Below are 14814 nucleotides of genomic sequence, written 5' to 3' on the forward strand. Positions count from 1 at the left end.
CTCCTTGGATGAGTGGGTGGGTTGCAGTTATTAATATATTAACAAGATATTTAAAGCACGCAAGCGGATTTTTCAGCATCCGTTAGCGCATGGAGTGGAGGCGTCTATCCCCGCCCTGTCGCCCTCCCGCCACGGACCGCCAGCCTGCAAACCTATAATGAAAGGTTGGTCCCCATAGGGGCAGTGACAGGCAGCGCGCAGGCGCTGGTCCTGCGGCCTGCCTGCTGCGTGCAACCACTCCACAACACCATGAGCACTCCCACTTTTTCTGTCGCTGACATCCGCAAGTCCTTCCTGGACTTCTTCGTCTCCAAGGGCCACACCGTGGTGGCATCAAGCCCCCTGGTGCCCGGCAACGACCCCACGCTGATGTTCACCAACTCGGGCATGGTGCAGTTCAAGGACGTGTTCCTGGGCACCGACAAGCGCTCGTACAACCGGGCGGTGTCGGTTCAGGCCTGCCTGCGTGCGGGTGGCAAGCACAACGACCTGGAAAACGTGGGCTACACCGCGCGCCACCACACCTTCTTTGAAATGCTGGGCAACTGGTCGTTTGGCGACTACTTCAAGCGCGAATCGCTCAAGTGGGCCTGGGAGCTGTTGACCGAGGTCTACAAGCTGCCGCCAGAGCGCCTGCTGGCCACGGTCTACCAGGAAGACGACGAGGCCTACGACATCTGGACCAAGGAAATCGGCTTGCCACCCGAGCGCGTGATCCGCATCGGCGACAACAAGGGCGGCCGCTACAAGTCCGACAACTTCTGGATGATGGCCGACACCGGCCCCTGCGGCCCCTGCAGCGAAATCTTCTATGACCACGGCCCGCACATTGCAGGCGGCCCTCCCGGCAGCCCCGATGAAGACGGCGACCGCTTCATCGAGATCTGGAACAACGTGTTCATGCAGTTCAACATGGACGAGACGGGTGCCGTGACCCCGCTGCCCGCACCCTGCGTAGACACCGGCATGGGCCTGGAGCGCCTCGCTGCCATCCTGCAGCACGTGCACAGCAACTACGAGATCGACCTGTTCGACGCGCTCATCAAGGCCGCCGGCCGCGAGACCGGCGTGACGGACCTCAACAACAAAAGCCTGCGCGTGATCGCCGACCACATCCGCGCCACCGCGTTTTTGGTGAGCGACGGTGTGATCCCCAGCAACGAAGGCCGTGGCTACGTGCAGCGCCGCATCGTGCGCCGTGCCATCCGCCACGGGTACAAGCTGGGCAAGAAGACCCCGTTCTTCCACAAGCTGGTGGCCGACCTAGTGCGCCTGATGGGCGATGCCTACCCATCCCTGCGCGAGCAGGAACAGCGCATCACCGAGGTGCTCAAGGTGGAAGAAGAGCGCTTCTTCGAAACGCTGGCCAACGGCATGGAAATCCTGGACGCTACCCTGGACGGCGGTGCCAAGGTGCTGCCCGGCGACGTGGCGTTCAAGCTGCACGACACCTACGGCTTCCCGCTTGACCTGACCAACGACGTCTGCCGCGAGCGGGACGTGGAAGTGGACGAGGCCGGCTTCAAGACCGCCATGGAAAAGCAGAAGGCCCAGGCCCGCGCGGCCGGCAAGTTCAAGATGGACAAGGCGCTGGAGTACACCGGTGCCGCCAACCAGTTCACCGGCTACGAGCACCTGGCAGAGACTGCAAAAATCGTAGCAATCTATGTAGATGGAACAAGCGCTGCGGCCCTGAAAGCCGGCCAAAACGGCGTGGTGGTGCTGGACACCACCCCGTTCTATGCCGAAAGCGGCGGCCAGGTGGGTGACGAAGGCGTCATCACCAGCGGCTCGGCACGCTTTGCGGTGGGTGACACGCTCAAGATCAAAGCCGATGTGTTTGGCCACCACGGCACGCTCGAAGATGGCACGCTGAACGTGGGCGACACCGTGCAGGCCCAGGTCAACACCGCCGTGCGCGCTGCCACCATGCGCAACCACTCGGTCACGCACATCATGCACAAGGCCCTGCGCGAAGTGCTGGGCAGCCATGTGCAGCAAAAGGGCAGCTTGGTCAATGCCGACCGCACACGTTTCGACTTCACCCACAACGGCGCTGTGACTGCTGCGGAGATCCGCGAGATCGAACGCCGCGTCAATGAAGAAATCCTGGCCAACCAGCCCACGCAGGCCCGCGTGATGGACATCGAATCGGCCCAGAAGACCGGCGCCATGATGCTGTTCGGCGAGAAGTACGGCGAGACCGTGCGCGTGCTCGACATCGGCACCAGCCGCGAACTGTGCGGCGGCACCCACGTGCAGCGCACGGGCGACATCGGCCTGTTCAAGGTGGTGGGCGAGGGTGGCGTGGCTGCGGGCATCCGCCGCATTGAGGCCGTGACGGGCGCCAACGCGCTGACATATCTGCAAAACCTGGAAGACACCGTGAACCAGGCCGCCAGCACCCTCAAGGCGCCGGTGGCCGAGCTCAACGGCCGCATCAGCCAGGCGCTGGACAACGCCCGCGCGCTCGAAAAGGAAGTGGCTGCCTTGAAGGGTAAGCTGGCCTCCAGCCAGGGCGACGAGTTGGTGAACCAGGCTGTGGATGTGAAGGGCCTCAAAGTGCTGGCTGCCGCGCTGCCGGGTGCCGACGCCAAGACCCTGCGCGACACCATGGACAAGCTCAAGGACAAGCTCAAGACCGCTGCCATCGTGCTGGCCGCTGTGGATGGCGACAAGGTGCAGATCGCTGCAGGCGTGACGGCCGACAGCGTGGGCAAGGTCAAGGCCGGCGAGCTGGTCAACTTTGTGGCCCAGCAAGTGGGTGGCAAAGGCGGCGGCAAGCCCGACATGGCCATGGCCGGCGGCACCGATGCCTCCAAGCTGCCAGCGGCGCTGGCTTCGGTGACAGGCTGGGTCGCGCAGCAACTGGGCTGATGTACCGGTCGCCATAGCGGCACCAGCCGCTCTGGTGTGGCAGCCATTTCTGCCAAAAATAGGGTGACGGAAAACCGGCTTTCCCCCTACATTCAAGCGCATGGACCCCCTGCGCGAAAGTCCGCAAGAGCCGGTGCCCGCCCACGGCACCCGTTCCGGTTCGCCTGATTCGGGAGGGGCCGAACTGCCCTGGTGGCGGCGCATCACCGTTCCGTTCGAGGTGGTGATTGCCTCGGTGGTGGTATCTGCCATGCTGCTGCTCACGGTGCTCTTGGTCTACCAGGTAGGCACCAGCGCGCGGCAGGCCATCATCGCGGCGTCGGACGACAGTGCGCAGCACATCAGCCTGTTGATCAGCGAGCGGGTGCACCATATCGTCGACCCGGCAGATGCCACGCTGCGGCTGCTCGCGTTTGATCCCATTGCTTCGGCCACCACCCTCCAGGCGCGGCTGCGCCGCCTGCCGGTGTTTGTGCGCCTGCTGGAGCAGAACGCTTTGCTGTCGGCGGTCTTCATCGGGTATTCCGACGGGCAGTTTTTGCTCATGCGTCCGCTGCGCAACGCTGCGCTGCGGGCACGGCTTCAGGCGCCTGCGGAGGCTGCATTCCTGGTGCAGTCGATGGCGCGGGAGCGCAGCGCGGCGGGTCTGATGGGCCTGGTGGGTCGCTGGAACTACTACGACGCACAGCTGCGTCTCATCGATTCCTCCGTGCGCCCCGGCTACCGCTATGACCCCCGGTCCCGCCCATGGTATGCCGAGGCGGCTGAAAAGAACACGCAGGTCCTCACTGCCCCCTATGTGTTTTTCACCACGCAGGAGGTCGGCGTTACGCTGAGCCAGCCCAGCGAAGACGGCCGTGCTGTGATCGGCCTGGATGTTGCGCTCACCGACCTGGGCCGCGAGATCGGAGAGCTGCGGCTGATGCCGCGCACCGAGATCGCTGTGGTGGACCAGGACCAGCGCGTGCTGGCCTACCCGGACATGTCCCGCGTGCTGGTACGTGAGGACGGCGACCAGCCCAGCCTCAAGCTGCGCACACTCGACGGCCTGGGGGTGCCCAGCCTTCAGGCCCTGCACAGCTTGGACATGAAAGAGGGGCCTTCGCGTCGCTTTGTGGCAGGTGGCGAGGAGTGGCTGGCCAAGGTCATGTCACTCAAGTCGCAGCGCTGGGAGGGGCTGCACATCCTGATGGCCATTCCCACCCGGGAGCTGCTGGCGGATGTGAACGAAAACCTGCAGCGCCAGGTTTGGCTGTCCCTGGGGCTCATCGCGCTGATGCTGCCTTTTGGGTGGCTGGCCGGGAGGCGTGTGGGGCGCAGCCTGTCGGGGCTGGCCACGCAGGCGCAGGCCTTGGCACGGTTTGATTTCCGGCGGCCGACACAACACCACATGTCGCGCGTGCGCGAGGTGCGCGCACTGGGTCAGGTGATGGACCGCATGTCCGACACCATCCAGGAGTTCCTGCACATCACGCACCACATCAGCGCCGAGTCGCGCCTGGACCTCATGCTGTCGAGCGTGCTCTACGAGCTGGTGCGCGCCACCAGCTGCACCGGCGGTGCGGTGTACCTGGTAGAGGCTCAGCGCGCGGGCCTGCTGCGCACGGCAAGGTATTGCGAAGATCCTGAGCACCAGTCGCTCTACCCGGAGCACCTGCCCATGGTGTTTTTCATCAACCCTTCCGAGCCGCACGACGGCGACCAGCACCCTGATGACGACCAGGCCACGCCCCAGCGCGTGCTCCGCGTGCAGCTACGCACGCGCGACGGCCAACCGCTGGGCCTGCTGGTGCTGCGCTACCGTGCGGACCAGCAGCAGGACGATGTCCACTTCCGGGCGTTTGTCGAGAAACTCTCGGGCACGTTGTCGGTCGCCATCGAGACGCGCAGTTTGATCGAAGGGCAAAAGAAGCTGTTCGATGCCGTCATCCGCCTGCTGGCCGACGCGATCGACGCCAAGAGCCCTTACACCGGCGGCCATTGCGAGCGGGTGCCCCAGTTGGCGGAATCCCTGATGCAGCGCCTGTGCGAGGCCGAGGAAGGTCCATTTGCCCACGTCGCCATGACGGATGCCGAGCGCTACGAATTCCGCCTGGGCGCGTGGCTGCACGACTGTGGCAAGGTCACCAGCCCCGAGCACATCATCGACAAGGCGACCAAACTGGAGGCGCTCTACAACCGCATCCATGAGGTGCGCATGCGCTTTGAGGTGCTGTGGCGCGACGCGGAACTGGACTACTGGAAGCAGCACGTGTCCGGCGTGGACCCGGTGCGGCTGCAGCGCGAGCTTTTGCAGCGGCGTGACCGCCTGCAGGAAGAGTTTGCCTTTGTGGCCCGCAGCAATGTGGGCGGTGAGTTCATGGCCGATGCCGACATCAAGCGGCTGGCCACCATCGGGCGCCAGGTGTGGCAGCGGCATTTTGATGACCGGCTGGGCTTGTCAGCAGCCGAATTGGGGCGGCTGGCGAATGTGCCGACGCGCCCCTTGCCCGCCAATGAGCCCCTGCTGGCAGATCGGCCTGAACACATCGTGCCCTGGGGTGCCCGCAAACCGCCGGTGGAGGTTGGCAACCCGGCCAACCTGTGGAGCTTTGACATGGTGCTGCCACCGCAACAAGCCCACCTCGGCGAGCTGCACAATCTGTCGATCCAGCGCGGCACGCTCACTGCAGAAGACCGTTTCAAGATCAACGATCACATCGTGCAGACCATCGTCATGCTCAGCGGCCTGCCGTTCCCGCCGCATCTGGCGCGCGTACCGTCGATTGCGGGCTCGCACCATGAAAAACTGGACGGTACGGGCTACCCCCGGCGCCTGAAGGCTTCAGAACTGACGCTGGCAGACAGGGTGATGACACTGGCCGATATCTTCGAGGCCTTGACGGCGTCAGACCGGCCCTACAAGCCGCCCAAGACTCTGTCGGAATCGCTCAAGATCATGGGCCACATGGTGCGCGAACGCCATATTGATGCCGAGGTGTTCCGCTTCTTTTTGCGCAGCGGGGTCTGGCGTGAGTATGCGGAGCAGTTCTTGCCTGCTGCGCAACGGGATGTAGTGGATGTGGAGGCGATCCTGGAGTCGTTGAGCCAATGAGCCAATGAGCCATTGCGCTGAAGGCGGGCAGTGGTGCCCTTTCGCTCCGTATGGGTAGCTTCAGAACAGCTCGACGTCGTCGTTGGCCACCTTGGCGGCCAGTTGGCCGCTGGCCACCAGGTCGTCATAAAAGCAGACCTGGTTGCGTCCGTGTTCTTTGGCGTAATACAGCGCCTGGTCGGCCTGGCCCAGGATCTCCACGGGCGAACCCTGCATGGTGCTCACAAAACCCAGGCTCACCGTGACCTGGCCCACCTGCGGGAAGTTGTATTCCTGCACCGCAAGCCGGAAGCGGTTGAACACCTTGTGGGCGGTGCTCAGCGTGGTGGAGCGCAGCAGCACCACGAATTCTTCGCCGCCAAATCGGAAGATGCGGTCGTGGCTGCGAAACGAGCTGCGCAGGATGTTGGCAATCAGGATCAGCACTTCGTCGCCATACAGGTGGCCAAAGCGGTCGTTGACCTGCTTGAAGTGATCGATATCCACCACCGCCAGCCATTGCTGCACGGGCTCGCCGGGCTGTGAGCCTTCTTCGGGGGGAAGAGATTCGGTAACAGTGCCTGGGCGGCCACTGGAAAGGCCATTGAGCGCGTGGCGCGAGAACTGCTCGTCGAAGGTCTTGCGGTTGAACAGGCCGGTGAGGGCGTCGCGTTCGCTGTAGTCCAGCAGGCTCTGGTAGTTCTGGTAGACCTGGAACACGCCCTTGAGCACTTCCAGCTTGTGCGCCGAGAACGCGCGCGACTGCGTGATCTCCAGGCAGGTGGTGACCTTGTCATGCATCCACACCGGCAGCCAGAGCACATGGCGCCCCCTGCGGGGCGATGCGAGGGCGCTGTCCCCCTGGCTGGCTACGCAATCGCGAAGTGCGGGGTATTTTTCCAGCGTTTCGCGGCGAGGGTCTGCGGCGGCTTCTGAATCGGTCGAGACGAGCTGTCCGTCCTCAACCCAGGAACGGGGGCGTACATGGGCCACGCCGTCAACGGTGAAAAGCTCCAGCGCGCGCACTTCAACGATGCCACTGAGCGTTTGCAGCGTGGACAGCACCGACACCTCCAACCGCAAGTGGTCGCGGTGGCCAGTCATTTCCACCAGGTTCTGGAGAATGGGCTTCATTGGGATGTACGGTGGAGCACTAGGCACAGCTTGTCAATGTCGTCGCACGAACACAACATCCCACACGCCATGCCCCAGCCGCAGGCCCCGGTTCTCGAACTTGGTCAGGGGCCGGTAGTCGGGCTGCGGGGCAAAGTCCGTGGCGGTGTTCTGCAACAGGGGTTCGGCGCCCAGCACCTGCAGCATCTGCTCGGCATAGGGCTGCCAGTCGGTCGCGCAGTGCAGGTAGCCACCGGGCTTGAGGCGGGCCGCCAGCTTGGCCACCAGCGGGCCCTGAATCAGGCGGCGCTTGTTGTGTTTGGTCTTGTGCCAGGGGTCGGGAAAGAAGATGTGCACACCGTCCAGGCTGCCCTCGGGCAGCATGTGGTCGATGACCTCCACGGCGTCGTGCTGCAGGATGCGGATGTTGGTCAGCTCCTGTTCGCCAATGCGCTTGAGCAGTGCGCCCACACCCGGCTCATGCACCTCGCAGCACAGGAAGTTGTCATCGGGGCGCACGCGGGCGATGTGGGCCGTGGCCTCGCCCATGCCAAAGCCAATTTCGAGAATCAGCGGTGCCGTGCGGCCAAAGGCCGAAGCGGCGTCGAGCGGCGCCGGGGCATACGGCAGGACAAAGCGGGGGCCGAAGTCTTCAAAGGCCTTGGCCTGGCCCGTGGTGGTGCGGCCAGCACGGCGCACAAAACTTTTGATGGTCTTGGGGTGGGTCACGCCAGCGGGAACCCCGCCAGATGTCGTCGCGGGGGCTGCAGCGGGCGCAGCGTTGGGGGCGGAAGCGGTAGGGGTCAGTTCGGTCACGGTGCGCCATTGTAGTTTCGTCGCCACGCGGCGACCCACAGGGTCAGTGCGTCAGAGATGCCAGGGCTGTGCGGGGCAGGCAGCGGTGGCAGGCCCAGCACCCGCGCGGCATCGTCAAGAGCCTGAAGCGGGTGGGACAGGTCCAGCGCGCGGGCGCCGTTCTGCTTGGAGAGTTTTTCGCCGTTGTCGCCACACACCAGCGGGGTGTGCAGGTAGCGGGGCGTGGGCACGCCCAGGGCCTGCTGCAGCAGGATCTGACGCGGGGTGTTGTCGGCCAGGTCTTCGCCGCGCACCACATCGGTGACGCCCTGGTCGGCGTCGTCCACCACCACGGCGAGCTGGTAGGCCCAGAGCCCGTCGGCCCGGCGCAGGATGAAATCACCCACCGCTTGTTCCACGTCCTGCTGCTGCAGACCCAGGCGGCGGTCCTCCCACTGCAGGAGATGATTTGCTATTATTTTTGCAGCTACTGGCGCTTTGCCATCAAGCGCCAGGGCCTGTTTTTGCTTGAAATCTGTGACATTGAACCGCCATGCGCGCCCGGCGCGGCCCTGCAGCCCGTGGCGACAGGTGCCTGGGTAAGGCAGCGCGGCATGGCGCTCACGCGTGTGGCCCTGGGCGGCATGGGCGTCTTCGATGTCCTTGCGCGAGCAGGCGCAGGGGTAGGCGTGGCCTTGGGCTACCAATTGGTCCAGCGCCCGCTGGTAGAGCGGGCTGCGGGTGGACTGCCATTGGGGGGGAGCGTCGGGCACCATGCCGCAGCTGGCCAGCTGTTGCAGGATGAGCCGGTCCGCCCCCGGCACGCAGCGGGGTGTGTCCACATCTTCAATGCGAACAAGCCACTGGCCCCGGTGTGCCCGCGCGTCCAGCCAGCTGGCGAGGGCCGCTACCAGGGAGCCCGCATGCAGCGGCCCCGTGGGCGAAGGGGCAAACCGGCCCACGTAGCGCCGTGCAGCGCCCACCTCGGCCGTCATGCCACGGCAAGTGCCAGTTCCAGTCCCGACACGAAGGCGTCTTCAACCCGGTGCCCCAGGCACCAGTCACCGCATGCACCCAGGCCCATGGATTTGTCCCACAGGTGGCTCTTGCCCAGCGGGTGGGTGGTTTGGGCATAGCGCCAGCGGCGTGTATCCGCATGGGCGGGGGCGGCACGAATACCCGTGACTTCGGCAAAGGCCTTGATGAGCTTGGCCTGCACGCGGGCTTCGTCGTCTTCGAGGTGTTCGGCAGACCAGGCGGGGCTGGCCTGCACCGTCCAGCGTTCAACCACATTGCGGCCGGGCTTGGACGACTCGCGCGCCAGCCAGGCGATGCGGTGGTGTGTGCTGCGTGCCGCATTCCACTGCGGGCCCAGCGTGGTCAGGCCGGGGCGCACGGCCTGCGGGTAGGCCAGCATCAGTGTCCAGCAGGGGGCAATGGCCACCTTGGACAGGGCGTCGGTCAGCGGGGTGTCCACCGCCGAGCTGGCCAGCAGGGCCTGGGCGGGCACCGAAGGCTGGGCCAGCAGCACAGCGTCGAACCCGGCATAGACGTGCTGGCTGCCCGCAGGCCCTTCGGTGCGCAGTTGCCAGCCAGGGGCGTTCAACGAATCGGGCTCGATGGAGGTGACGCGGGTGTGGGTGATGAGCTGGCCGGCCTTGAGCAGCGGCTCGGCCCAGGCGCCCACCAGGGACTGCATGCCTGGGCTGGCCACCCAGTGTGCTTCGCGGTGTGGCAGGCCCGCAGCGGCCACACGGCCTGCGGCGTCCAGCACCTGCACCGAATTGGCGCTCCAGCGCTTGCAGATGCCGGGCACGGTGTCGATGGCGCGGGCAAAACGCGGGTCGCGCACGGTGAAGTACTGGGCACCCGCATCAAAGTTGCCAAAAGGGGTGTCGATGGTGGCAGTACGGCCGCCCGCCTGGGAGGATTTCTCGAACACCGTCACGCGGTGTCCGGCCTGCACCAGGGTGCGTGCACAGGCAATACCAGCCATGCCAGCGCCGATGATGGCGAAGTGGCGCTGGGGTTTGCCAGAGAACGTGGTGGGGGCTGCGGGGGCTGCAACGGGGGGGGTTGCCAGTGCAGTGTTGCGTCGGAGCCGTTTGGCGGGAAGAGGATCGGGTTTGCTCATGGGAGGCCTTTCGGTGACGGTCGGCAAGCGAGATGCAATACAAAACCAACAGGAACCACTCTACACGCGGTATCACCCTGTCGGGACTTGATCGGGATCAGAAATGATGGTGGTTTTCCAGCAGAGCGCGGCGTGTGGTGGGGCTTTGCAGCTGGTTCAGCCACCATTGCAGCGCGCGGCCTGGTGCGGTGAAGCCCGGGCCGCCCCAGGCGTAGTGCACACGCACGTTGCGTTCCGGGCGGGCCACGCGGCGCTCGACCAGGCGGCCGGCCTCCAGGTAGGGGCGCACCATGGGCTCGGGCAGAAAACCGCCGCCCAGGCCACGCAGCTGCACGCGCACCTTGGCCTGCATGGTGTCCACCGTCAGTACGTCCTGCCCACCGAGCAGGCCCATGGTGGCGCCGCCACGTGTGGCCGAATCAGCCACGGCCACGGCCCGGTGTTCCAGCAAGGTGGCGTCTGAGATCGGTTCGGCAGCCGCCGCAAGCGGGTGGTGGGGCGCTACTACGTAGATGAACAAGACATCGCCCAGCGTGCCCTGCTGCAGGCCCGCCACGTTGTTGCCCGCCACGGATACGCCGATGGCCAGGTCGGCCCGGCCGGAGGTCAACGCCTCCAGCGTGCCGGTCATGATGCCGTCGCGCAACTTCAGCCGCGTCGGGGGTTTCATGGCGTAAAACGCATCCACCAGCTCCAGCATGGTGTGGGGCGAAATGATGCCGTCGATGGACAGCGTGAGCTGCGGCTCCCAGCCCGTGGCCACGCGGCGCACGCGGTGGGCCACGGCGTCAATGTCCTGCAACAGGCGCGCGCCTTCGCGCAACAGCTCCACTCCGGCCTCCGTGGGGCGGGCCTGGCGTGCGCTGCGGTCGAACAACAGCACATCCAGTGCGTCTTCAATCTGCCGCACGCGGTAGGTGAGGGCGCTGGGCACCAGGCCCAATTGCCGTGCGGCGGCAGCAAAGCTGCCCGCCTCAGCAATCACCTGCAGCATGGTCAGCGCATCGGGGGTCAGGACATCGCGTGCGTTTTGCATGGTGGTGCCATGTTAATTCAGATTATTTGAACATTGCCATCAATTCATCTGCCCCTGCAGGGCGCACTGCAGTCCTACAGTCGAGTCTTGAAAGGAGCACTCACATGCTGACTGTTCGTAAATCGCAAGACCGGGGCCACGCCGACCATGGCTGGCTCAATTCCTTCCACAGCTTCTCGTTTGCCGGGTACTACGACCCTGCCCACATGGGCTTTGGCAACCTGCGGGTCATCAACGAAGACCGCATCGCACCGGGCACGGGGTTTGGCACCCATGGCCACCGCGACATGGAAATCATCAGCTATGTGCTGTCGGGCGAACTGGCCCACAAGGACAGCATGGGCAACATCAAGGGCATCCCGCCCGGTGACGTGCAGCGCATGAGCGCAGGCACCGGTGTGCAGCACAGCGAGTTCAACCACGCTGCAGGCCAGACCACGCACTTCCTGCAGATCTGGATCGAGCCCAATGTGCGTGGCATCCCGCCGAGCTACGAGCAAAAGACCTTTGCCGAGGCTGAAAAGCGCGGCGCCCTGCGCTTGGTGGCATCGCCCGACGGCGCCCAGGGCTCGGTCAAGATCCATGCCGATGCGGCCCTGTACGCAGGCTTGCTGGATGGCGCTGAATCCGCCACGCTGGCGCTGAACCCCGCCCGCAAGACCTATGTGCACTTGGTGCGCGGTGCACTCAGCGCCAATGGGCAAGCCCTGTCGGGCGGCGATGCGCTGCTGATGGAAAAGGAAACCACCTTGTCGTTGACCGATGGCCACGACGCCGAGGTGCTGGTGTTTGATCTGGCCGCCTGACATTCGACGTTCATTCTTCAACCCACTTTCACCCGGAGTTCTTCACCATGTTCACATCCCTGCAAAACCCCCTGGCTCTCGCATCGCGCCTGTTGCTGGCCGCCCTGTTTCTGCCTGCGGGCATCAGCAAGCTCACCGGCTTTGCTGGCACTGTCGGTTACATCACGTCGGTAGGCCTGCCCATGCCCACCGTGGCCGCCGCCGTGGCCGCTGCGGTCGAGGTGCTGGGCAGCCTGGCGCTGATCTTCGGCTTTGGCACGCGTCTGGCAGCGCTCGCGCTGGCATTCTTCACGCTGGTGGCCAGCTTCTTCTTTCATGCGTTCTGGGACCTGCCCGCTGACAAGCAAATGATGCAGCAGCTCATGTTCTTCAAGAACGTGGGCGTGACCGGCGGCCTGCTGGCACTGGCAGCGTTTGGCGCAGGCGGCTGGAGCCTGGATGCGCGCCAGTCGGGCCGCTGAGCGATCCCCTCAAAAGGCCTGCTGACCGCAGGGCTGTGGTTTCCAGCATTCAATCCGTTCTTCCGCCGTTCTCGCTTTCCTTGTTCCCCTCGTTTCAACAGGAGTTTTCTCATGGCACACATCGCAGTTGTTTACCACTCGGGTTACGGTCACACACAGCGCCTGGCGCAGGCCGTGGCAGAGGGCGCTGGCGCCCAGTTGATCGCCATCGATGCCGAGGGCAATCTGCCCGAAGGCGGCTGGGAAACGCTGGCCGCTGCCAGCGCCATCATCTTTGGCTCGCCCACTTACATGGCCGGCCCCAGCTGGCAGTTCAAGAAGTTTGCCGACGCCTCGTCCAAGCCCTGGTTCAGCCAGGCCTGGAAGGACAAGCTGTTCGCAGGCTTTACCAACAGCGCCAGCACCAATGGCGACAAGCAGATCACGCTGGACTACATGTTCCACCTGGCCATGCAGCACGGCGGCCTGTGGGTGGGCAACGGCATGATGCCCGCCAACTCCAAGGCCGCCACGCGCAACGATGTGAACTGGATCGGCTCGTTCAGTGGCGCCATGGCGCAGTCGCCATCGGACGCCTCGGCCGCCGAGATGTTCCCTGGCGACCTGGAAACCGGCAAGCAGTTTGGCCAGCGTGTGGCAGAGATAGCTGCCAAGCTGGGCAGCTGAACCGCTGAAGCTGGTAGGCTGGCGGCGTTGTTGTCCAGCCCTCAAGGAGCCACCCGATGAATCACCTTTTTGACCTTGTCTCTGTCGTCGATGCGATGGGGGTGCTGTCATGAACGCTTCCCTGCGTCTGTCGGGCCAAGCCAAGGACCTGGGTGGTGGCTTCACGGTACGGCGCCTGCTGCCCGCCGTGCAGCGCCAGGCGGTGGGGCCCTTCCTGTTTTTTGACCACTTCGGTCCGGTGACGGTGGAGCCCGATGCGGGCCACGATGTGCGGCCTCACCCCCACATCGGCCTGGCCACCGTGACCTACCTGTTCTCTGGCGCCATCATGCACCGCGACAGCCTGGGCTATGTGCAGCAGATTGAGCCCGGTGCCATCAACTGGATGACGGCGGGGCGCGGCATCGTGCATTCCGAGCGCCGCCCGGAGAGTCTCGCAAACCAGGCCTACGTGAACCATGGCATTCAGCTGTGGGCTGCTTTGCCGGTGACCCATGAAGAGGCAGAGCCTTCGTTTGTGCACACGCCTGCCGCTGCCATTCCGCAAGTGCTGGTGGGAGATGCCACGGTGCGGGTGCTGATTGGAGAAGCCTTCGGGCAGACCTCTCCAGTTGCCACCTATTCGCCCACGCTGTACCTGGATGTCCAGTTGCCCGCCGGTGCCACGTTGGAGATTCCGGCGCTGGTGCCCGAGATGGCGGTCTATACCGTGGATGCTCCGGTCCAGCTCAACGGAGACACCGTGGCTGCGCAGATTCTGGCAGTGGCGGAGCCCGGGCAGGCCACACACCTTGCTGCAGGTGATACCCCGGTGCGGTTGATGGTGATCGGTGGCGACGCGCTGGATGCGCCGCGCCACATGTGGTGGAACTTTGTCTCCAGCCGCAAGGACCGCATCGTGCAGGCTGCCGCTGACTGGGATGCCCAGGCCATGGGGCAGGTGCCGGGGGAGGTGGAGTGGATTCCACTGCCAGAGCGCCGCTTCAAGGCCTGACTTGGCCAAATTGTTGGCTTTGAATGCCTGAAATTTCAAGCAAAATTGGCATCTAGCGCTTGATGGATGAGCGCTATAAGCTCACTTATTGATAGCGTTTTCGCTGTCGGTGGGTAAGGGGTCGGTAGACAGGTCTGCCGCCAGCACCCTGCGTTCATCGAACACAAAACAGCCGCCGTGGTAGTGCGCGCCATCGGTCAGTTCAAAGTATTTGAGGATGCCGCCTTCGAGCTGGTAGACATGCGAGAGGCCTTCTTCGCGCATCAGGATCGCGGCCTTCTCGCACCGGATGCCTCCGGTGCAGAAGCTCACCACGGTCTTGTCCTGCAGCTCGGTCTTGTGCGCGCGCAGGGCTGGCGGGAATTCGGTGAACTTGTCGATGCGCCAGTCGATGGCGTTGTCGAAGGTGCCAGCGTCCACCTCGAAGGCGTTGCGGGTGTCCAGCGTGACCACTTCGCGCCCCTCATCGTCATGGCCCTGCGCCAGCCAGCGTCGCAGGGTGGCCGGGTCCACCGAGGGCGCGCGGCCCTGGGCGGGGCGGATGGTGGGGTGGTCCATACGGATGATCTCGCGCTTGACCTTGACCAGCATCTTGCGAAACGGCACCGTGGCCGACCAGCTTTCCTTGGGCTCCAGATCGGCAAAACGGGCATCGGTGCGCAGCGCATCGACAAACCCGCGCACGGCCTCGGCCGCGCCCGCCAGAAAGAAGTTGATGCCTTCCTCGGCCAGAAGGATGGTGCCCTTGAGTCCCGCCGCCGTGGCGCGCGCATGCAGCAGCTCGCGAAGGGCCGCCGCATCGGGCAAAGGCACGAACTTGTAGCAGGAGATGTTCAGGACGGTGTCGATGGGGTTCACG

12 protein-coding genes are annotated in these 14814 nt (G+C 64.7%); 6 read left to right on the top strand and 6 right to left on the bottom strand.

Annotated features, from left to right (window positions below):
- Positions 1-249: 249 nt before the first annotated feature.
- A complete protein-coding gene (gene alaS / locus AC2YJX_RS00150) occupies positions 250-2877 on the top strand; it encodes an alanine--tRNA ligase (RefSeq protein ID WP_487254889.1) in 2628 nt (875 codons plus the stop codon).
- A 100-nt stretch (positions 2878-2977) separates the two neighbouring features.
- Positions 2978-5971, top strand: coding sequence for an HD domain-containing phosphohydrolase (locus AC2YJX_RS00155; RefSeq protein ID WP_487254890.1), 2994 nt, complete (start codon positions 2978-2980; stop codon positions 5969-5971).
- Positions 5972-6031: 60 nt separating this feature from the next.
- Here the strand turns inward: AC2YJX_RS00155 and AC2YJX_RS00160 are convergent, their stop codons facing one another.
- The 5 genes from AC2YJX_RS00160 to AC2YJX_RS00180 form a co-directional block, all read right to left on the bottom strand.
- Positions 6032-7084, bottom strand: a complete 1053-nt coding sequence (locus AC2YJX_RS00160; RefSeq protein ID WP_055398103.1) for a GGDEF domain-containing protein — start codon at positions 7082-7084, stop codon at positions 6032-6034.
- A gap of 33 nt (positions 7085-7117) precedes the next feature.
- Positions 7118-7879 carry a tRNA (guanosine(46)-N7)-methyltransferase TrmB gene (gene trmB, locus AC2YJX_RS00165; protein ID WP_487254891.1) on the bottom strand — a complete coding sequence of 254 codons (762 nt, stop codon included), beginning with the start codon at positions 7877-7879 and terminating at the stop codon, positions 7118-7120.
- Positions 7876-8853 (bottom strand): tRNA glutamyl-Q(34) synthetase GluQRS, encoded by a 978-nt coding sequence (gene gluQRS, locus AC2YJX_RS00170; RefSeq protein WP_487254892.1) that lies wholly within the window; start codon positions 8851-8853, stop codon positions 7876-7878. Before gluQRS ends, trmB begins: the two co-directional genes overlap by 4 nt.
- A complete protein-coding gene (locus tag AC2YJX_RS00175) occupies positions 8850-9992 on the bottom strand; it encodes an NAD(P)/FAD-dependent oxidoreductase (protein WP_255669567.1) in 1143 nt (380 codons plus the stop codon). Before AC2YJX_RS00175 ends, gluQRS begins: the two co-directional genes overlap by 4 nt.
- Before the next feature lie 97 nt (positions 9993-10089).
- Positions 10090-11028, bottom strand: a complete 939-nt coding sequence (locus tag AC2YJX_RS00180; protein WP_055398106.1) for a LysR substrate-binding domain-containing protein — start codon at positions 11026-11028, stop codon at positions 10090-10092.
- Positions 11029-11132: 104 nt separating this feature from the next.
- Here AC2YJX_RS00180 and AC2YJX_RS00185 point away from each other — a divergent pair, with 104 nt between their 5' ends.
- From AC2YJX_RS00185 to AC2YJX_RS00200, 4 genes are all read left to right on the top strand, one after another.
- Positions 11133-11834 (top strand): pirin family protein, encoded by a 702-nt coding sequence (locus tag AC2YJX_RS00185; protein WP_121506527.1) that lies wholly within the window; start codon positions 11133-11135, stop codon positions 11832-11834.
- Positions 11835-11881: 47 nt separating this feature from the next.
- A complete protein-coding gene (locus AC2YJX_RS00190; protein ID WP_055398108.1) occupies positions 11882-12295 on the top strand; it encodes a DoxX family protein in 414 nt (137 codons plus the stop codon).
- A gap of 111 nt (positions 12296-12406) precedes the next feature.
- Positions 12407-12961, top strand: coding sequence for a flavodoxin family protein (locus tag AC2YJX_RS00195; RefSeq protein WP_436130175.1), 555 nt, complete (start codon positions 12407-12409; stop codon positions 12959-12961).
- Positions 12962-13070: 109 nt separating this feature from the next.
- Positions 13071-13955 (top strand): pirin family protein, encoded by an 885-nt coding sequence (locus tag AC2YJX_RS00200; protein WP_121419998.1) that lies wholly within the window; start codon positions 13071-13073, stop codon positions 13953-13955.
- Positions 13956-14036: 81 nt separating this feature from the next.
- Here AC2YJX_RS00200 and AC2YJX_RS00205 read toward each other — a convergent pair whose 3' ends face one another.
- Positions 14037-14804: a sulfurtransferase gene (locus AC2YJX_RS00205; RefSeq protein ID WP_121422718.1), complete on the bottom strand. Its 768-nt coding sequence runs from the start codon at positions 14802-14804 to the stop codon at positions 14037-14039.
- Positions 14805-14814: the final 10 nt, after the last annotated feature.

The organism is Acidovorax sp. SRI_002, assembly GCF_057586455.1.